Origin of the sequence: Salipaludibacillus neizhouensis (genome assembly GCF_002886185.1) — a bacterium.
GTDB lineage: Bacteria > Bacillota > Bacilli > Bacillales > Salisediminibacteriaceae > Salipaludibacillus > Salipaludibacillus neizhouensis.
This window is the reverse complement of record NZ_KZ614146.1, coordinates 3,360,966-3,380,720: the sequence shown is the minus strand read 5'-3', so window position 1 is coordinate 3,380,720 and position 19,755 is coordinate 3,360,966. Positions and strand designations below refer to the sequence as shown.

20 protein-coding genes, 2 pseudogenes and 2 riboswitches are annotated in these 19,755 nt (G+C 38.2%); of the genes and pseudogenes, 17 read left to right on the top strand and 5 right to left on the bottom strand.

What is annotated here, in order from left to right:
- Nucleotides 1-53: 53 nt before the first annotated feature.
- The 9 genes from CEF18_RS15880 to CEF18_RS15840 all read left to right on the top strand — a co-directional run bounded on the left by CEF18_RS15880 (nt 54) and on the right by CEF18_RS15840 (nt 10,916).
- Nucleotides 54-1,028, top strand: coding sequence for an AAA family ATPase (locus tag CEF18_RS15880; RefSeq protein WP_110937364.1), 975 nt, complete (start codon nt 54-56; stop codon nt 1,026-1,028).
- On the top strand, nt 1,025-2,266 hold the full coding sequence (locus CEF18_RS15875; RefSeq protein WP_110937363.1) for a DUF58 domain-containing protein: 1,242 nt from the start codon (nt 1,025-1,027) through the stop codon (nt 2,264-2,266). The genes CEF18_RS15880 and CEF18_RS15875 overlap by 4 nt, the downstream gene beginning before the upstream one ends.
- Before the next feature lie 10 nt (nt 2,267-2,276).
- Complete coding sequence (locus CEF18_RS15870) at nt 2,277-4,556, top strand: transglutaminase TgpA family protein (RefSeq protein ID WP_110937362.1); 2,280 nt, start codon at nt 2,277-2,279, stop codon at nt 4,554-4,556.
- 81 nt (nt 4,557-4,637) lie between these two features.
- Nucleotides 4,638-4,739: riboswitch (purine riboswitch) on the top strand.
- Nucleotides 4,740-4,891: 152 nt separating this feature from the next.
- Complete coding sequence (gene guaA / locus CEF18_RS15865) at nt 4,892-6,430, top strand: glutamine-hydrolyzing GMP synthase (RefSeq protein WP_110937361.1); 1,539 nt, start codon at nt 4,892-4,894, stop codon at nt 6,428-6,430.
- 98 nt (nt 6,431-6,528) lie between these two features.
- Nucleotides 6,529-6,630, top strand: a riboswitch (purine riboswitch).
- Between the two features lie 179 nt (nt 6,631-6,809).
- Entirely contained in the window at nt 6,810-8,117 is a 1,308-nt protein-coding gene (locus tag CEF18_RS15860; protein ID WP_110937360.1) for an NCS2 family permease, read from the top strand.
- A gap of 282 nt (nt 8,118-8,399) precedes the next feature.
- On the top strand, nt 8,400-9,488 hold the full coding sequence (locus CEF18_RS15855) for a type III polyketide synthase (protein WP_110937359.1): 1,089 nt from the start codon (nt 8,400-8,402) through the stop codon (nt 9,486-9,488).
- Nucleotides 9,485-9,991, top strand: a complete 507-nt coding sequence (locus CEF18_RS15850) for an isoprenylcysteine carboxyl methyltransferase family protein (RefSeq protein WP_110937358.1) — start codon at nt 9,485-9,487, stop codon at nt 9,989-9,991. Before CEF18_RS15855 ends, CEF18_RS15850 begins: the two co-directional genes overlap by 4 nt.
- Nucleotides 9,992-10,081: 90 nt before the next feature.
- Entirely contained in the window at nt 10,082-10,288 is a 207-nt protein-coding gene (locus tag CEF18_RS15845) for an NETI motif-containing protein (protein WP_110937357.1), read from the top strand.
- Between the two features lie 325 nt (nt 10,289-10,613).
- Entirely contained in the window at nt 10,614-10,916 is a 303-nt protein-coding gene (locus tag CEF18_RS15840; RefSeq protein WP_110937356.1) for a YrhK family protein, read from the top strand.
- Nucleotides 10,917-10,977: 61 nt separating this feature from the next.
- On the opposite strand, the gene CEF18_RS15835 is transcribed toward CEF18_RS15840, so the two are convergent.
- Nucleotides 10,978-12,060, bottom strand: coding sequence for a M20 family metallopeptidase (locus CEF18_RS15835; protein ID WP_110937355.1), 1,083 nt, complete (start codon nt 12,058-12,060; stop codon nt 10,978-10,980).
- A gap of 88 nt (nt 12,061-12,148) precedes the next feature.
- Complete coding sequence (locus CEF18_RS15830; protein ID WP_110937354.1) at nt 12,149-13,219, bottom strand: ATP-grasp domain-containing protein; 1,071 nt, start codon at nt 13,217-13,219, stop codon at nt 12,149-12,151.
- Nucleotides 13,220-13,595: 376 nt separating this feature from the next.
- On the opposite strand from CEF18_RS15830, the pseudogene CEF18_RS15825 reads away from it, so the two are divergent.
- Nucleotides 13,596-13,868: pseudogene (locus tag CEF18_RS15825) on the top strand (glucose starvation-inducible protein B); the annotation flags it as partial.
- Between the two features lie 161 nt (nt 13,869-14,029).
- Here the strand turns inward: CEF18_RS15825 and CEF18_RS15820 are convergent.
- On the bottom strand, nt 14,030-14,200 hold the full coding sequence (locus CEF18_RS15820) for a hypothetical protein (protein WP_183041067.1): 171 nt from the start codon (nt 14,198-14,200) through the stop codon (nt 14,030-14,032).
- 312 nt (nt 14,201-14,512) lie between these two features.
- Between CEF18_RS15820 and CEF18_RS15815 the strand changes: the two genes are divergently transcribed.
- The 4 genes from CEF18_RS15815 to CEF18_RS15800 are packed head-to-tail and all read left to right on the top strand — an operon-like array spanning nt 14,513 to nt 15,531.
- Nucleotides 14,513-14,728, top strand: coding sequence for a hypothetical protein (locus tag CEF18_RS15815; protein ID WP_110937351.1), 216 nt, complete (start codon nt 14,513-14,515; stop codon nt 14,726-14,728).
- An 11-nt stretch (nt 14,729-14,739) separates the two neighbouring features.
- Nucleotides 14,740-15,015 carry a spore coat protein gene (locus CEF18_RS15810; protein ID WP_110937350.1) on the top strand — a complete coding sequence of 92 codons (276 nt, stop codon included), beginning with the start codon at nt 14,740-14,742 and terminating at the stop codon, nt 15,013-15,015.
- Nucleotides 15,016-15,029: 14 nt separating this feature from the next.
- The gene (locus CEF18_RS15805) at nt 15,030-15,218 is read left to right on the top strand and encodes a hypothetical protein (protein ID WP_110937349.1); all 189 of its coding nucleotides are present in this window, start codon (nt 15,030-15,032) and stop codon (nt 15,216-15,218) included.
- A gap of 13 nt (nt 15,219-15,231) precedes the next feature.
- On the top strand, nt 15,232-15,531 hold the full coding sequence (locus tag CEF18_RS15800) for a spore coat protein (RefSeq protein ID WP_110937348.1): 300 nt from the start codon (nt 15,232-15,234) through the stop codon (nt 15,529-15,531).
- Between the two features lie 243 nt (nt 15,532-15,774).
- Here the strand turns inward: CEF18_RS15800 and CEF18_RS26015 are convergent, their stop codons facing one another.
- Together CEF18_RS26015 and CEF18_RS15795 are read right to left on the bottom strand one after the other, a co-directional pair.
- Complete coding sequence (locus CEF18_RS26015) at nt 15,775-15,933, bottom strand: hypothetical protein (protein WP_183041068.1); 159 nt, start codon at nt 15,931-15,933, stop codon at nt 15,775-15,777.
- Nucleotides 15,934-15,988: 55 nt separating this feature from the next.
- Complete coding sequence (locus CEF18_RS15795) at nt 15,989-16,609, bottom strand: spore coat protein (protein ID WP_110937347.1); 621 nt, start codon at nt 16,607-16,609, stop codon at nt 15,989-15,991.
- 118 nt (nt 16,610-16,727) lie between these two features.
- Here CEF18_RS15795 and CEF18_RS27335 point away from each other — a divergent pair.
- The 3 genes and pseudogenes from CEF18_RS27335 to CEF18_RS15780 form a co-directional block, all read left to right on the top strand.
- Nucleotides 16,728-17,032, top strand: a pseudogene (locus CEF18_RS27335) (IS4 family transposase); the annotation flags it as partial.
- Nucleotides 17,033-17,365: 333 nt separating this feature from the next.
- A complete protein-coding gene (locus tag CEF18_RS15785; protein ID WP_110937346.1) occupies nt 17,366-18,688 on the top strand; it encodes an ABC transporter substrate-binding protein in 1,323 nt (440 codons plus the stop codon).
- 186 nt (nt 18,689-18,874) lie between these two features.
- Entirely contained in the window at nt 18,875-19,750 is an 876-nt protein-coding gene (locus CEF18_RS15780) for a carbohydrate ABC transporter permease (protein ID WP_110937729.1), read from the top strand.
- Nucleotides 19,751-19,755 lie beyond the last annotated feature (5 nt).

Sequence of the window (19,755 nt, the reverse complement as noted above, 5' to 3'; positions counted from 1 at the left end):
TTTTAACATTCAATGATACTGCTTGCAAACTACTATTCAAGGAGGAAACCTCATTGCAAAAACAATCTGAACGATCAGTGGTTGAACAACCGCTAGTATATAAATTAATCGAAAATATCGAGAAAGTTGTCGTAGGAAAAGGGAAAGAAATCGAACTTAGTCTTATTGCCCTTTTAAGTGGTGGTCATGTTCTTTTGGAAGATGTTCCTGGTGTTGGGAAAACAATGATGGTTCGTGCAATTGCCAGATCTATAGGAGGAGAATTTAAACGTATACAGTTTACGCCGGACTTGCTACCGTCTGATGTAACCGGAGTCTCTGTTTTCAGCCAAAAAACAATGGAGTTCCATTTTCGGCCAGGACCAGTAATGGCTAATATTGTCTTAGCAGATGAAATTAATCGAACGTCTCCGAAAACACAAGCAGCATTGCTGGAAGCTTTAGAAGAAGGCAGCGTGACCACCGATGGAGAAACGCGGATTATTCAGCAACCGTTTCTAGTCATGGCAACCCAAAATCCGATTGAGTATGGTGGAACGTACCCATTACCGGAAGCGCAGCTTGATCGTTTTCTCTTTAAGTTTCGTATTGGTTATCCGACAAAATCAGAGGAACTTGAAGTCTTAAACCGTGTAGAGAAGCAACATCCGATTGAGACACTCTTTCCTGTCATAGAATTAGACGAGCTACTGGAAATGAAAAAACAAGTTAAAACCATTTTTGTAAATGAAAATGTGAAGCAATATATTATTAATATTGTGAGTGAAACAAGGCATCACCCTGCTGTTTTCTTAGGTGCCAGTCCACGAGCATCGATAGCGTTGATGAAGGCCGGACAAGCTTATGCTTTTATGCAAGATCGAGATTATGTGATACCGGATGATATTAAATATTTAGCTCCATATATCCTGCAACATCGCCTTATATTAAATTCGGAATCCAAGCTTTCTAATGCGTCCACAGGTAGGGTGATCGAAGAAGTACTCGAACTAGTGGGTATTCCAACAGGGAAAGAAAGAGCCCAATGAAATCACTTAGTTTCAAACGATTATGGTCTCCGATAAAATTCCTTTTTAAGATATTGATTGTAGTCGGTGTGTTCGTCGGATTGTTTAGCTATGCGATGTTTCAGGGGGAGTTTGTAAGTTGGTTTTTATTTTATAGTGTAGCTACTTTAGTGGCTTTAATGCTGCTGTATGCATTAATTCCTCTTGGTTCATTTGTGATAGAAAGGAATGTGGGTGAAGGGGCATTGCCTTCTGGTTCTGAATTAACGGTGGATATATCAGTCCGGCGCAAATGGCCGTTCCCTTTTTTATATTTAACTGTGGAAGATGAGGTTGGAAATGCAATTCGCGAACAAATGCCATCACGCCAATCAAGAATGATCTTTTATCCCACGATGAAAAAGAAACTCACTTTCTCGTATACCATCCCGGAAGTGAAGCGCGGAGAGTACGAGTTTTTAGGTTTCACTCTATCTACCAGTGATATGTTTGGGATTTTTGAAAAACGTAAGTTTATTGCTTTAAACTCAAATGTGCTTGTATATCCACGATATCATAATATCGAGCGGTGGGCAGCTTACGAGAAACATGACTCGGAGACAGACATATCCTCTAAGGATTTTATTGAAGATGTAACTTCGGTTGCAGGAGCGCGAGAATACGTTCCTGGTGATAAGATGACGAGTATAGATTGGAAGGTAACTGCGAGAACTAATAAATTAATGACGAAAGAGTTTGAAGAATATATAGGTCAGAACTTCTTAATCGTTTTTAATAATGTCATTCCTGACGATCACTTTAGAACGGTAGAGGCGTATGAAAAGGGGATTGAACTCGTTACCTCGATTATAATGTATGCCTATACCAGGCATCTGGATGTTGGACTCTGGACATTAGGATCCCATAAGCGCCAGTTTGAACTTGATACTGGGGGAGACCACCAGAAACGAATGGTGAAACATCTTTCACAACTTAAAGGTGATCAACAAGGTGATTTTGCGGCGAGGCTTAGTGAATCGGAGGATAAAGTTCCTTCTGGAGTGTCTATGATTATCGTATCCGTGGAATTGACTCGTGAAACTCTAGAGAGAGTAAAAGTACTTGTAGCACGGAGAGTCCAAGTTTATTTTGCCTTGATGGATAAAGGCAGTGAAATAGATGAATGGGAAAAAAAGCGGCTTCAAGAGCTTCGGAAAACTGGTGTAGAAGTCTATCAATTATCAGACGGAAATATAGATAAAGGTGTAGGAAAGGTATAGAGGTGATGAAATGGCGCAACTAAAAAAACAGCACACAAGGTCCATCACTCATTTTTTTATCTATTCTATGGCTTTTTTAATTTTGTGGGAATGGTTAAGACCGATTCCTCAAGTGACGAACACTGCGGAAATTCACGTTTTCGTTTTGTTTGCATTATTAAGTGCTGTTCTTATTTATTTTCGTATTTCTTATTGGATAATAGTCCCCGTATTATTGATTGCAAGTTTATATGGCGTGCATACTATCTTTTATGAGGGATCTTTTTTCAGTTTGGAAGGTGTTCTGGAAACACTCAGGCTTTTCACTGGTGAAGTAAAGTATAACTTAGGCCTAATTTATGCAAGAGAATTTGCCTATTTAACGGACCCGTTTCGAACATTTCTCTTATTGCTGTTATTGGCTTTAATTTGTTATTTGCTTTACTTTTGGATTTTTCATACAAAGCGTATTTTCTTTTTTCTCTTTACGACGATTATCTATATTACGGTACTTGATACCTTTACACCGGTAGATGCATCTGTCGCAATTGTACGAATTGTAGTCATCGGATTTTTTATGATTACGTTATTACAGATGTTAAAAGTCCAGGATGAGGAGAGAGTTATCTCTGGAAAAGCAGATACGTTTCTGTCACCAACATGGATGTATACGCTTATAGTTATGATTACAATAGCCATTATTGTAGGTATAGTGGCACCAAAGCCGGACCCGCAGTGGTCTGATCCTGTTCCAACGATTCGATCGGTTGTGTTAGGAGAAGACAGTCGCTCGGGATCAACTACAAAAAAAATAGGTTACGGTGAAAATGATGAAAAGCTTGGTGGCGGTTTTGCACAGGATGATGAATTAGTTTTTCAAGCGGAAGTTGTAGAACCTGTTTACTGGCGCGGAGAATCAAAGAATCATTATACGGGACAAGGTTGGGTATCCGGGCAATTTTATGAAGAGACGAACACTATTTTTGAAGAAGAAGTGGAGATCTCTTTTTTTGAAGAACTAGTAGAAGTAGAAGATACCATAGCATCTGTGAAAATGGAAGAAGACGTTGGTTTTAGTCACTTCTTCTATCCAGGTCAGTTTAAAATGGCAAATATTAATACCTTGACCCATCAAGTGGCTGGCGAAGAAGGTGCTGTTGGTAATCTGACATTTAGCAGCGACGCCATAAGTGGTAGAATTCAGGCTCACGGATCAACTCAAAACAATGTTACTTTAACAAGCTATGACATCGTATATGAACAGCCAACTTTTCCTATTGAGACTTTACGTAATATCTCGGAGGCTGATCCTGAAGAAATTCAAATGAGATACCTTCAATTGCCGGAAGAATTACCGGAGCGAGTAACGGAGTTAGCAAAAGAGATTGTGGAAGGTCAGGATACTCGATATGATCAAGTAGTTGCGGTCGAACAATATTTCTCCGAGAATGATTTCATATATCAAACAACGGACGTTCCTGTGCCAGAAGAAGGGCAAGATTACGTAGACCAGTTTTTGTTTGAAACGCAACTTGGGTATTGTGATAATTACTCGACATCCATGGCTGTTTTACTAAGAACATTGGATATTCCAACCAGGTGGGTGAAAGGATTTACAGCAGGAGAATGGGTGGAAGAAATCGATGAAAATCGTTATTTGTATGAAGTTAGGAACGGAAATGCCCATTCATGGGTAGAGGTTTATTTTCCGGGTGTAGGATGGGTACCTTTTGAACCTACCCAGGGATTTGATAACTACACGGAGTTTGAAGAAGAAGAGACGGTTGTAGATGTAGATACCGCAGAAAATGAGACAGCAGAACCGGCAAGTGATCCGCTAGATAGGGAAGATCCGTTTGCTCCTGAGGATGAGGAAGCATCTGGAAACCTGGATGAAGAGACTGCCAGTGGTTCCAATAAAGGTGACTATCTTCTGTACGAATGGTTGACACTTAAAAATATTATTATTTCAATTGTTGTTGCGGTATTGGTCGTGGTCTTTTATCAAAAACAACATTACCTCCAAAACAAGTATTTCTTAGTTTATTATAGGGTTTTAGGGAAAGATGAAAAGTTTGTATCGGCTTATCAACGATTGTTATGGATCTTAAAAAACGAAGGACTTGAAAGAGCTGAAGGAGAAACTTTACGTGAGTATGCGAAGCGAATAGATAAACAATTAAATTCAAATTCCATGGGGAAACTCACGAAAACGTATGAGAGAGTTTACTACGGTGACCGTGAAACGAAAGGGGAGTGGCAGACTTTGCAAAAGGAATGGGAAGCAATTGTGAAAAAAATGGGCGCTTGACCACGTGAAGATCACTTGATAAAATGAATCAGTTAAGTGAAAGCGAATGGTCTTGGATATCGTCTAACTGGAGCTTCAATGAAATTAAAACTGTAATTGCCGCATATATCCTTGAGAATATGGCTCAAGAGTTTCTACCGGGTTGCCTTAAACAACCTGACTATGAAGGCAGATATTTCTTTCTTCGATGTAAAGCTGGAAATTCTGTCTTCGTATTTTTTTATGTACGAAGATTGATTTACAGCTTTTTTTATTAAAAGACGGCTATGCCGTTTTTATTAACATAAAGGACTGCTTTGCAGTCTCTTAAATTAAATAGTAGAGGTGGAATTGATATGGTTGAAATTAATGAAAAGATAATTGTGTTGGATTTTGGTGGACAATACAATCAACTAATTGCGAGGCGTATCCGTGATTTAGGGGTCTTTAGCGAATTAGTATCTCATAAGGTCACTGCGGAGGAATTGAAGGCAATGAACCCGAGTGGGATTATATTATCCGGAGGTCCAGGAAGCGTCTATGCTGAGGGTGCCCCTCGTTATGACGCAGCAATCTTTGATTTAGATGTTCCAGTACTAGGAATATGTTATGGGATGCAACTGATGACTCACCATTATGACGGTGGCGTGGAAGCTTCGAATCACCGCGAATACGGAAAAGCAAAAATCACGATTGAAACCGAGTCTAAACTATTTAATACACTACCAAAGGAGCAAACAGTTTGGATGAGTCATGGTGATCTTGTGAAAGCACCGCCAGCAGGTTTCACTGTAGATGCTACGAATGTTTCTTGTCCAGTAGCAGCAATGAGTGATGAAAGTCGCGGGTTGTATGGCGTACAGTTCCATCCTGAAGTGCGTAATTCAGAATATGGTAATGAAATGCTCAAAAACTTCATTTACAGGGTTTGTAAATGCGAAGGTAACTGGTCCATGGAAAACTTTATTGACATGGAAGTAGAAAAGATTCGTGAGTCAGTTGGCAACCGTAAAGTATTATGTGCGTTGAGTGGTGGCGTAGATTCTTCAGTCGTAGCAGCTTTGGTGCATAAGGCGATAGGTGATCAATTAATTTGTATGTTCATCGATCACGGACTTTTACGAAAAGATGAAGCTGAAGGCGTTGTTAAAACATTTGGTGAAGGCTTCGATATGAATTTTGTGAAAATAGATGCTCAAGATCGCTTTTTATCGAAGTTGGCCGGGGTTACAGACCCTGAACAAAAAAGAAAAATTATTGGTAATGAATTTATCTATGTATTTGAAGAAGAAGCTTCAAAATTAGTAGATGTTGATTTCTTAGCTCAAGGAACACTTTATACTGATATTATTGAAAGTGGAACAGATACTGCTCAAACGATCAAATCCCACCACAATGTTGGTGGTCTGCCAGAAGACATGAAGTTCGAATTAATTGAACCACTAAATACGTTATTTAAAGACGAAGTTCGGATTGTTGGAGCGGAGTTAGGCTTACCGGATGAAGTAGTATGGCGTCAACCATTCCCTGGACCTGGTCTTGGAATTCGGGTATTGGGAGCAATTACAGACGAGAAGCTTGAAATTGTTCGAGAATCAGATGCGATTCTTCGTGATGAAATTAAAAAAGCAGGGCTTGATCGTGAAATTTGGCAGTACTTTACTGCACTTCCGGATATGAAAAGTGTTGGAGTCATGGGTGATGAACGTACGTATGATTATACTGTTGGTATCCGTGCAGTTACTTCCATAGATGGAATGACGTCTGATTGGGCAAGAATTCCGTATGATGTGTTGGAGATCATTTCGACTCGTATTGTTAATGAAGTAAAGAGCGTAAACCGTGTTGTTTATGACATTACATCGAAGCCACCTTCCACAATTGAGTGGGAGTAAAATAGTTAAATTGTACAAAAAACGAATGAAATTAGTGGAAACGTCAATATTATTCGTGTTTTATATTGACGGCTTTAATAATGTAATGCTACACTAACTATTATAAATTTTATTTATTTCGTATATTTTTGGGAATAGGGCCCGAAAGTTTCTACCGAGCTGCCGTAAATAGCTCTACTACGAATGGTAAAAGAAGGTTTGGTGTAGTGTTCAATTGTATGTACACTTCTTCTTTTATTATTACGTATAGAAACAGGAAAGCCCTAGTCTTCCATCTAGTGAAGACGGGGCTTTTTATGTTTAAACTCGTTCAGCTGAAGTCTGTATGAGGTTAAATGTGGGAAGACTAAAAATATAAAGAAAAAGGGGAGTTTGGGACATGCAACGTTACTTTGAATTTGAAGAATTAGGAACAAATTACAAAAATGAAATCATGGGTGGATTCACCACGTTCCTAGCAATGGCTTATATTTTATTTGTTAATCCATTAATTTTAATGGACGCTGGTATGGATCAAGGTGCAGTATTTGTTGCAACAGCAGTGGCTGCAGCAATTGGTACTATTATAATGGGGGTTGTTGCACGATACCCGATTGCTTTAGCACCAGGAATGGGATTAAATGCATTTTTCACATACTCCGTCGTTTTGGGGATGGGTATACCTTGGGAAACTGCGTTACTAGGAGTATTTGTTTCAGGTATTATTTTTATTATTATCTCGCTAGTTGGCGTCCGGGAATTTATTATTAACGCGATTCCAGCTGAATTAAAATATGCTGCTGGAGCCGGTATTGGTTTGTTTATTGCTTTTATAGGTTTGCAGAATGCTGAAATAGTTGTTGCTTCTGAAGCAACACTTGTAGAAATAGGGAATCTAGGTGCACCACAAACGTTGTTAGCAGTTTTTGGTGTCATTATCACTGTTGTTTTAATGAGTTTAGGACTTAAGGGCGGTATCTTTTACGGAATTGTGATTACTTCCGTAGTTGGAATGATTTTTGGTGCAGTTCCATTTCCACAACAAGTAATTGGTGCGGTACCTAGTCTTGCCCCTACTTTTGGAGCGGCTTTTGCACCTTTCGCAGAGATGGGAATTGGTGAAATTTTCACACTGCAATTGATGATCGTTATTTTAACATTTTTATTCGTAGACTTTTTCGATACAGCTGGAACAATGTATGCTGTAGCAAATCAAGCTGGTTTTATAAAAGACAACAAGCTTCCACGAGCTGAGAAAGCACTTTTAGCAGATTCTTCTGCAACGGCGATTGGAGCTGTTTTAGGAACTTCTACTACTACTGCTTATATTGAGTCTTCATCAGGAGTAGCGGCAGGGGCCCGGACTGGTTTTGCATCGATTGTTACAGGTATACTGTTTTTGGTTGCTTTATTATTTTCACCATTACTCGCTGTTGTAACAGAGGCTGTTACAGCTCCAGCGCTAATCGTAGTTGGTGTATTAATGGCATCGTCGCTATCTAATATTGATTGGAAAAAATTTGAGATTGCAGTGCCGGCTTTCTTCACAATTATTGCAATGCCGTTAACATACAGTATCGCAACAGGTATCGCCTTAGGTTTCATCATGTATCCTATTACGATGGTATGTAAAGGAAGAGCGAAGGAAGTGCATCCAGTGATGTACGGTTTGTTGGTTGTGTTTGTTCTTTATTTTGTATTTTTATAAAAAACTATAGAATAGTGGAGTAATGGAAAGACACTGAAAAAGTAGATCATACTTTTTCAGTGTCTTTTTTATTTTTAAAAAGGTAATTTATAAAATTGGCAGCTACCTTCACACCGCACGTATCAAGGGAAGTCCACCCTTGATACTTTAAAGATGGCGGTGGAAGCTGACGCTGTATTTAATAAAAGACGGCTATGCCGTTTTTCTTACTGGATGAAAACAGTGTAATTAACACAATATAAAGGCAAGATATGCCATCATTCTTATGAAGGAGGGCTTTAATTGCCTGCAATTGTTTCTGTCACAACAGAGAATCCTCCCTTTAAATATACACAAGCAGAAATTAAAGGACTTATTTATGATCTCTTTCAACCATCCTATTCAGCAATAGATCGAATGATTAAAGTATTTGATTCTAGTGGAATAGAAGAACGGCAATTGTCAGCGCCAATGTCTTGGTTTAAAGAGGATCACACGTTTGCAGAAAAAAATGAAAGATATGTAGAAGTTGCAGTAGAGCTTGGCGTGAAAGTAATTCGGTCTTGTTTAGAAAAAGTGGATGAAACAGTTGTATCTGATGTTGATGCCATATTTTACATTTCAAGCTCAGGAATTGCGACACCTACTATTGATGCAAAAATGATGAACAAACTTTCCTTTTCACCTCACATGAAACGGATTCCCATTTGGGGACTTGGCTGCGCTGGTGGAGCGGCTGGACTAAGTCGTGCCTATGATTATTGTCTGGCATATCCCCGAGCCAAAGTACTTGTAGTATGTGTTGAATGCTGCAGTTTAACTTTTTCTAAAGAAGATATTTCGAAAAGTAATATAGTAGGAACATCTTTGTTCGGTGATGGGGCAGCATGCGCACTAATTGTTGGGGATACTGCTGCTAATAGCATGGAATTCAAGCAAAAAAAATTGCCGTTTATTCTGGCATCACAATCGACGTTTATGCAAGACTCAGAAGATATTATGGGATGGGATCTTAAAGAGAACGGTTTAAACGTTGTTTTTTCGCGAAACATTCCAAATGTTATTGAAAAATGGTTGAAACCGAATGTAGAGGAATTTCTCTCTTTGAATAAAATTGACCTGCAAGATATTAGTTATTTCGTCGCTCACCCAGGTGGTAAAAAAGTTTTACAAGCTTATGAACAAGCTCTGACTTTTTCGGAAGAGATGACGGAAACATCGAGAAAGGTTCTTCAAAATCATGGAAATATGTCTTCTCCTACCGTACTGTATGTATTGAAAAAAATAATGGAACACAAGACTGTACACGGAGAAAAGGGATTAATGGCCGCATTAGGACCGGGATTTTGTTCAGAGCTTCTACTATTGGAATGGAGAGAGGTAGGATCATGATTTTTTGGATTTTATGGGGGCTAGTTGTACTGCAACGACTTAGTGAAGTCATTATTGCAAAACGTAATGAAGAATGGATGCGAGAAAAAGGGGCGTTGGAATATGGACAAGCTCACTATAAATGGCTAGTTGGAATGCATGTAGGATATTTTCTCTTTATCGCCTTAGAATGGACGATTGGGGCACAGCTTCTTCACCCATACTGGTTCGTAATATTACTCGGATATGTGTTATTACAAGGGCTAAGGATCTGGATGCTAACCACGCTCGGAAAGTTTTGGAATACAAAAATCCTTGTTATTCCCGGCGAAAAAAGAATCACGGAAGGTCTCTACAGTTCCAAGTTGCGCCACCCGAATTATCTTATAGTAACGTTAGAATTAGTGCTTTTTCCACTTTTATTTCAAGCTTATGTTACTGCCGTATTATTTTCAATATTTAATGCCTTGTTTTTACTGCTTATAAGAATTCCTGCAGAAGAAAGAGCACTGGGGGAAGGGTAAAGGACATACATTGATGATACTGGTTATTTACGGTATATTACCCTTAGATTGAATAAACGTTATAAGTTTAATGATGAGGGGAATGAGATTATGGCAGATAAAAAGAAGAAACAACGTTTTTATGTGGAGGAAAATGAATCCATTGATGCTTGCTTAGATAGAATGAAAAATGATGGTTATACTCCTGTCCATCGGATGGAAGAACCGGTGCTTAAAGAAGTGAAGAAAAACGGGAAAATAGAAATTGAAGTTTCTCATCAAAGAATTGTTTTTGAAGGAAAATTGTTAGAAGATTAAAGTAACGTTGATTTTACAAGAATTTATAAAATTATCGGTTCTTTAGATAGCGAAAGCTCACTCTGTATTTAATAAAAAGCGCTACGCGTTTTTTAGGAGAATTTATAAAATTGGCTGCTACCTTCACACCGCACGTATCAAGGGAAACCCACCGTCCTTTCGAGTAGCACCTACACGCACTTCGTAGGTGCTACTCGGGGCGGTGGAAGCTGACGCTGTATTTAATAAAAGACGGCTATGCCGTTTTTCTTATTAATTTCACGTTTATATTTCTATAAAGGTGGTAGTTAACCTTTAGTAAGATGATATAGAAGCAGGTGAATTTATGAAGTCAAAAATTCGTGAGACGGAAGAGTACATCGATGTGAAAGCAGGAAGGTTTCGTATCTTTTTCAGAAAAAGATACCGACTCATTACGACTCTAAATGATTTGCTAATAGGGCTTTTTTTTGTTGCGGGAAGCTGTCTTAACTTTTTTACTAGTACAGAGATTATTGGATCTATCTTTTACTTATGCGGAAGTTTGTTTCTCGCGAGTCGCCCGGTTTTACGAATCATGCATAATACCTCGCTCCGTAATGAAATGAAGCATTCAAGTAACTATAATCCTACTAAAAAGCAAGAATAAGTATTTTAGCTGTAATGAAGCCACCCTTCGATGCTAACGTTGAAGGGTGGCTTTTTCAAATCTAGGTTTTTCTATTATCAAATGATTGGACGAAGTCTTTCAATACTTCTTGATATTCTCTGACAGAATCTACATAAACCATTTCTTTTTCGCCATGCCAGTCAAAGCCTACTGGGCCAAATTCCACAGCTGATCCTCCATATTTAGTAAAAAATTGACCATCATTTGATCCATGCTGACCATAAATGTTTATTTTCTCAAGTTGGGTATGATTTTTTATAGACTCAGCAAGACTTTCTACATAAGGATTATCTTTTCTAGTTTTAACCGGTCCATTGCATATATGAATTTTTACATGGCCCTCCGTAATTTCTTGGATCTGGTTGAAAATTTCTTCTGGTGATTGATCAGGCAAGTACCTAATATCAAGTGACATTTTGCACTTCTCTGGAACCTTATTGTACACGGTTCCCCCTTTTAGCTTTGCAAGGTTTATAGAAGGTTTGTCATACATAGGTGGTGCGGTCTCTACTGCAAAAGGAAGCTTTAGAATGTCTTCATAGAGATCATAAGCTTTTTTGATTGCGTTATGACCTTCCCAGGGTCTACTTCCATGAGCTGGTTTTCCGTATATCTCAAAATCTAGTTGTAAAACTCCTTTAGATTGGATGGCAATCCCAAAATTGGTCGGTTCACCACAAATAATAAAATCTCCTATATATCCTTTTTCCGTTAAAAATTTTGTGCCATTAACCCCACCTGTCTCTTCGTCAGGTACAATTTGAAGCATTACTCTTGTACCTATATTTCTATCTTTTATATGTGAGATGGTCTCCATCATCGTGGCGACACCTGCTTTCATGTCCACCGAACCTCGCCCATACATTTTTCCTTCTTTTACATAAGGTTGGAACTGCTCTTTATCAGCTTCTATAACATCAACATGTCCATTTAATACGATTGTATTATCTCCTTTTCCAACTTCACAAACTAACATTCGGTACCCATTGTTTTCTATATTTTTCACCTCTAGACCTCTGTCCATTAACCATTTCGCACAATAATCCACTGCTTTATTGGCTCCTGTTTTTCCAGAACTGTCTATCTTGATTAAATCTTCTAATAAGGGGATTGGATCACCCATTGTATCCCTCCTACATGTTTATAGTCCTAAACTGTTGCTATAATTATATACTTATCACCGAAAAGTACTGTCCGATTTTATGATGAAATTAGATTGAGCTTGCTTTTTCTTTTGTTTTAAGGGTGTTACTAACCTTTTCTTTATCTACCTGGACGACAACGTCATGACGTGCTAGTTCAATGTCCGAATCTTGAGTTAACCAATCCTTCTGTACTTTTTCCCCTGCTGTTAGCGCGATAATCGTAGCAGGTATATCTGCACCTGCCATGTGAGTAAATGCGTAACCACCGCCAAAACGAGGATTTATATCAATGACGTAATAATCAGTTCCATCGTAATACACATCGGTATTGATGTAACCAGCATGCCCAAGGTTTTCACCCATTCTCTGTGCAATGTCTAGTAGTTCAGGAGGATTCTCTGTAATACATCTATCGACATCTCCACCTCTCATTTCGATTTGCTTACGGATAAAAGAACCGAGGAAGCGACCATCTAAATCATTGAACATATCCACACTGTATTTTTCACCTTCAATAACATCCTGAATGATAATGTTATCTTCTGGTTTTTTATAAGTAGCGTTATCTAACGGTGTTTCCTTTATTTTATTCACCGCAAACTGATAAGCAAATTTTAGATCTTCTAAACTGTGAGCAATTTCAATTCCGATTGAAGCAGAGCCATTTCGGGGCTTCACGATTAAAGGAAATGATATTTCATTCTTCTCTAACGCTTCTTCCACTTCTTTAATATCAAAGTAGGATTGAGGAGCTTTTACATCAAATGGCTTCAAAAGCTCTTTGTATTTTCCTTTGTCTCGAACGTTATGAACAATGTTTTTGTCCGGCGTAAACACGGATACACCAATTGCTTCGAGTTCTTTTTTGTGAGCAGATAATTTAGGTACTTCCCAATCATTTAACGGAACAAGACATTGCACATGATGCTTTTTGCAAATGTCGAAAATAGCTTCCATGTATTTTGAATCGGTTTGATGAGGAATTACATAATTTTCATCCCCAGCTTGTAGTGAAGGCGCATTCTCCTCAGGATCGGCCACAATTATTTTCCCTTTTATATCAGCATCTTTTAAAGCCTTTTTAAAAAAACCAACGAAGTCTATGCGTCTCGCGCCTGATGTTAGTAAGATATTCATTTAAAGTATACCTCCTTGTATTTTAGCTTTTTTTTTAAAGCGCTCGTTTACCAAGCAGAATAGGTTGTTCCTCCATAGGAATGTTAAGGATTTAACACAGAGCCAACTTTTTAAAATATAGTATTTTTTGTACCCACTATGAAAAAGCTTAAACTTTATTAAAAGTAATTATCCAAGCTAAGATAGTAACTTTAAATCGAGGGAAAGGGTGTGTATTATGCCCATTAAATGCTGTTAATTACTATTTAAACATTCCGATCTCCATCTCATATTTAATGCTATTAGGACAAACTTCCCTTTTTAATTATTTGTAGTTTTAATTTTGTTTTATGTGGAATAAAGAAAAATAACTTTTTAGAAAAGGATGATGTTGGAAATGGCACAAAACAGCCAAAACAACAATAACAATCAAGAGAACATGAGTCGAGAGGAAGCGGGAAGAAAAGGAGGAAAGCAAACGAGCAAGAACCATGATAAACAGTTCTATGAAGAAGTAGGGCAAAAAGGCGGAGAGCAAAGAAGCAAGAATCAAGATAAACAGTTCTATGAAGAAGTAGGACAAAAAGGTGGAAAGCAAACCAGTAAGAATCAAGACAAAAAATTCTATGAGAAAATTGGTGCAAAGAGTGGACAAAAGAGCAACGGTAATTCAAGTAACAACAGTTAAAACAGAAAGAGACTTTCCAATGGTTGTAAAAAGGCAACAATGGAAAGTCTCTTTTGTGTGTGCCTGAAATCCTCAATATCTCTTTTGGACCTAAAAAAAGAACAGCTAAGTTCAGCTGTTCAAAGAAAATCCGAAACGAATTATTAACTCATCTGGTTAAACGCTCTTTGGGCCGACTGTGACATATCGTTCCCGTTGTTCCTGTTGTTACCGTTGTTACGGCTTCTTGACATGCCGTAAGCTGCAGCTGCACCAACACCTATGCCAACTAGTGACATCATCATGGCATTACCATTATTCTTTCTTCGTCCCATCCCAAACATGTTAACATCTCCTTATTAATGTGTCTTTGAAGAATGATCGATAAAATGATCATAGTCGTGTAGCGGAGTTTAAGAAATAGCGAAGTGCTATCTAAACATTACTTAATATGAGTTTTATTTTGTTAAATAAACAAGGGGTTTACTTCCAATCTATACTGGTGCAAGCAAAGTGCGTTCCTTGAATTGGGAAGGTGCTTAATTCCTGTGCAATGCGCGGGGGATTCTGAAAAAACCAGTTACAAGAACTGGAATAAATTTTAGTTGTACGCAGACACTAATAAAGATCTGTATGGAGGTGAAGAGATGGAAAATCGTCCATTTGCAATTCATGAAGTGACTGATATGCGTGAATTAATCAATTTTAAAGGTGCGTGTCTGACTCAGGCGAAAGCGCGTATAAATGAAGTGGAAAACCCTGAATTAAAAGCATTAATTACTCAAAATATTCAACAAGGTAGTACCACAGTAAGACATATGAGAGAAATACTTAGTACTGCAGCATCCCAAATGAATCAATAGGAGAGAATTTCATGGAAACAAAACAATTAAGCGTTTCTGATCATGCAATCGCAACCGATATGCTTTTCGAAACCAAGTCGGCTGTGAAGGATTTTGCAGCGGCTATAACGGAAGTAACTTCACCGGAAATTCAGACTTTTTTAGTGCAAGAACTAAGAAATGCGATTAAACAACACGAGCAAATTTATAATTTTTTACAAGACGGGGGTATTTATGATGCTTATAACGTACCCGAGCAGTTATCAAAAGATTTGAGTTACGCAGATAGAGCTTTGAATAATACTTAAGGAAGGTGATTTGCATGCGTCAAAAATTAGGTGTACATGAAACACTGGAATTACATGAATTAGTTACGTTTAAAAGTCTGTGTTTAACGAAAGCATCGCTCATGCAAGGACTGGTGACGGATCCTATTTTAAAGGAAATTATGCAAAATGATGTCACGATGACTTCGGGACATCTTGAAGAATTGAAAAATCATTTGATATGACGGAGGTTTTCGAATGAATAAAATACTTGAAAAAATTACAGGAATGGCATCACTCACCGACCAAGTCATTGCTACAGACATTTTGAGTGCGGCAAAAGCGGAGATAAAAAGCTATGCGTTAGCAATTACGGAAACAGCTACTCCTGAAGTGAGACAGACGCTGACAAGGCATTTAGAAGATGCAATCGCCTTTCATCAACAAATTTCAACTTATATGATTAATGAAGGTTTTTATCATCCTCACGACATGGGCAAACAATTACAGGTAGATATGAATGTGGCAGAGAATGCCGTGAACGTTGCGAAAGATTAGTCTAGAGGCTGTGTGAAAAGATTTTTAAGGCCTTCGCATACACAGCTTTTTTTTGTTTATGAGTGGTAGTAATATGGATATGCGCAAGATCGACGGAAATTTGCGCATCCATGCTGAAGTAGTGGTCGAGTGTGGGCAATCAATGCTTAAGTGGAAAAGAATGAATAGCTAGAGCTTCAAAAACAACTTAAAAGAGCACTTAAAAAGCGCAAATTAGCTTTTTAAATGCTCTTATTATTTTCATTAAGAAGGATCAACCTCATCGTTAATCAATCTGGTGACTTTCGTTGAATCTCCATGATCTATGTCGGATTGAGTGGCATCTTCTCCGTATGAATCTTCTTCATCTAGTGTAGGTGCAACCTTTTTATCATTTTCTTCTGTATCTCTTTTCTTATCCAATTCATGAAACCTCCCTTTTTAGGTCCAGATCTCCATTCGTATGAGAAACCCGCTCCTAGTTAAGTGGTTTTTCCGGTGCAGGTGAATAGCTCTGAAGCAATTGTGACATATCTTGAGGATTAAGCTGTGGCACTTGATAATGAGAATGTTTATTTTGATAAAGAAAGACTTCATAACTCATTTCAATTAGGTTAGGCACACTGTCAGCAATGACTCTTCGCAGAACGGGATTTGTCATTTCCAGAGCGGTCATGGCCATTAAAGAAGATAGTCCTTTGACCTGACCGAGCATATAACCTGATAATCCACCATCATTTATATCAGTTGTAAATTGAATCGGTTTACTTGGTGGTTGACCAGGTTGTATACCGTAAACAACGTTATTACTTCGAGTCATATTATATACGTGTGTGGAATCCGAAGGCTTTTTTCCGGTTTGGAAAGACTCAAGAACTGTGTTATATAGGTGAGTCATAAAGCTGGTTTGGTGGTTAAGAATCTCTAATAATTCAGGATCCTGAATATTTGCAGCATACATTTGATACTGATCAAGCATGGCGATGATTCCGCTTAAAATTTCTTGTGCGTCAAAAATCTCATGCCCTCCATGACTCATTTGTGGTCGCATGTTTTCTGAAATTTTCATTTCGTCTGGCTGTTCGTTATGATTTTGCATGATTTTTTCCCTCCTGAAACGTGGAATTCTAGACTATTTTGCTTCAAAAACAAAAAAACATGTACATATTTTTATTTTAGATGGCAATGCAGCTTTTCTTATACGATCAGTGCCTTATAAAAAGTACGACTGGCTTTCAACTTTGAGTACAGACTTAACGTTAAGTGACCAAGAGATGATTCGTTTTTATGGCATGCGGTAGGATATTGAAGTCTTCTTCAAAACATTAAAGTCCTTGGTAAAAACTCCAGAAAGAGTTTCAAAGTCGCTGGTATGATTCGTTAATCTGCCATTCGACGATCGTTTTTTCCCGATGTATTGTCCTGGCAAAGTCTGGAGTACCAACGAACGCTAGGCGGAATGTTTTATGAACTATGTGATGAAATTAGTTACCTCGAATGGGCTGTCGTACTTCAGTTATTAGGCATGCCTGCCTATTTCTGTCTGCAAAAGTTGAGTTAATAACAAGTGCTGAGGTAATCAATTCCTATGTTTTACTTTTACTAAATGCGATAATAAGAGAATATTGAAATAAATCTGTCCTTTTTGGACAGATTTATCTATTTAGAATTTATCTATTTAGATTCAAAAATGAAACGTATAACAATGGCTTTGTAACTAATTTTTTTAATGTCCGACAATTGTCTGGTTTTTAGACAATGATATCTGAATTTTTTATTTATTTAAAAGTAAGCATAGCATATGATTAAGTGAGTAATAAGTAAGCGCTTTCAAAATAGAAAAGGAGTGAAAAACATGAAAAAAATACTAATGTTGTTGTGTACTGCTTTTATGATCTTTTTAATTACAGCCTGCGGGGGTGACGCAGAAGAGTCAGCATCCGGAAATGAAGAAGGGAGCAGTTCAGGAAATTCAGATACTAGTGAGGAACAAGTAGAATTGAGGATGTCATGGTGGGGGTCGCAAGGACGTCATGATATGACGAAAGAAGTTATAACATTGTATGAAAAACAAAACCCACATGTGAAGATTACGACAGAATTTACAGGGTTTGACGGATATTTTGAAAAAATGGCAGCCCAAGCAGCGGGGAGTAATCTTCCTGATATTATGCAGCAAAACTTTGGTGAATTCGTGAACCAATATGCTGCCCAAAACTTACTTACCGACCTAGCTCCTTTTGTAGAGGATGGAACCATTGATCTTGAAGGAACAGATGAGGGTACAATCGATTCTGGAAAGGTTGAAGGGAAACTGGTTGGGATTCCAACCGGAACAAACGCCATGGCTACAATCTATAATCCAAAAATATTTGAAGAAGCGGGAGTGGAACCACCTACACACGATTGGACATGGGAAGATTATCAGACAATGGCACAAGAAATTCATGATGCAACCGGTAAATATGGTACACGTTTGTTAGAGCCGGGAAACCACTTCGAATACTATTTAAGAGAGCAAGGAGAGAAACTATTTAATGAAGATGGGACAGGCCTTGGATATGAAGGTGATCAGCTGCTAGTTGATTATTTTACAAGGAATAAGGAAATGATAGATTCCGATTTGATGCCTTCCTATGACATTATATCTCAAATTAAAGGGCTCGAGGATGAATTAATTACCCGTGGCGAAGCGGCAACGGACTTAACTTCTTGGTCTAATCAAATAGGCAGTCTTCAGGATGCAGCTGGGACACCACTTGAAATGGTTATGCTCCCTGGTGAAAACAATGATCGTGGCATGTACCTGAAGCCATCTATGCTCTGGTCTATCAGTGAAAATTCTGAGCACAAAGAAGAAGCGGCGAAATTCATCAGTTTCTTCACGAATGCAACAGAAGTGTTTGAAATTATTGGTACAGATCGAGGTGTTCCAATCGATTCAGATGTTCGTGAGGAATTAGCACCAATTTTAAGTGAAGGCGATCAACAGGTTTATGAGTATATTGAATATGTTGGAAAGAACAGCACGCCTGCTGACACAAACTTCCCTTCGGATGCAGCTGAAGTATTACAGACTTTGGTAAATATTGATGAACTGGTGATGTATGGTGAGTTAACACCGGAAGAAGGATCAGAACAATTCAGAAAAGATGCAGAGAATATACTAGCTAAATAGGTAGAAAGTAAGGTGGTCCTGTGTAGGGGTTCTAATTCTATGGGTTAACAGGACCTCTTTTATTTATAGAAGAAAGAGGTGATGACGGTGAAACAAATAAACGATGAAACAAGCCCGCTAGAGAAAACTTTAAAAAGCAATCAGAAAGGTCCTAAATTTAACTTTAAAAGAACTAAAAAGAAAAAAATGGAAAGTGGTTATGAAAATGGAATGGGCTATTTGTTTATTTCCCCATTTATCATTGGAACGGTTGCCCTAACACTTTTCCCTATACTCTATTCTTTATATTTATCTTTTAACGAAGCTAACCTAGTGGGAGGAAATACCTGGATTGGACTAGGAAACTACAAAGAAATGTTCACAAGCGACCCTATGTTTTGGAAAGCAATGGAAGTGACATTCTTATATGCAGGGACGGCAGTTCCAATACGTTTGGTCTTTGCTTTATTAGTTGCACTAGCGTTAAATAAAGTGGTTGAAATGGTAGGGGTGTATAGAACATTGCTTTACCTACCTTCCATTGTTGGCGGAAGTATTGGTGTTTCTATCATGTGGAGACAGTTATTTGGAAACGATGGTGCTTTTAATGGAGTACTATCCAGTGTCGGGTTGCCTACCCACTCTTGGCTGGGAGACCCAGGTACAGCAATCTGGACACTAGTTGTATTGTATGGATGGCAATTTGGTTCATCCATGTTGATTTTCTTAGCAGGTTTGCGTAATATTCCAAGAACTTACTATGAAGCTTCAGAAGTAGATGGTGCCCGTCCGATCCAGCAATTCTTCAAAATCACGGTACCAATGCTTACTCCAGTTATATTATTTAATACAATTATGCAGGTTATTCAAGGCTTCATGGCATTTACTCCGAGTTTTGTCATTACAAATGGAGGACCGATGAACAGTACGCTTCTGTATGTTCTGTACATGTACAAACAAGCATTCCAGTTCTTTAGCATGGGATACGCTTCAGCGTTGGCCTGGGTGATGCTTTTAATTATTGCGATTTTCACAGCTTTAATCTTTAAAAGTTCAGAACGTTGGGTTCATTATGACAACTAATAGAA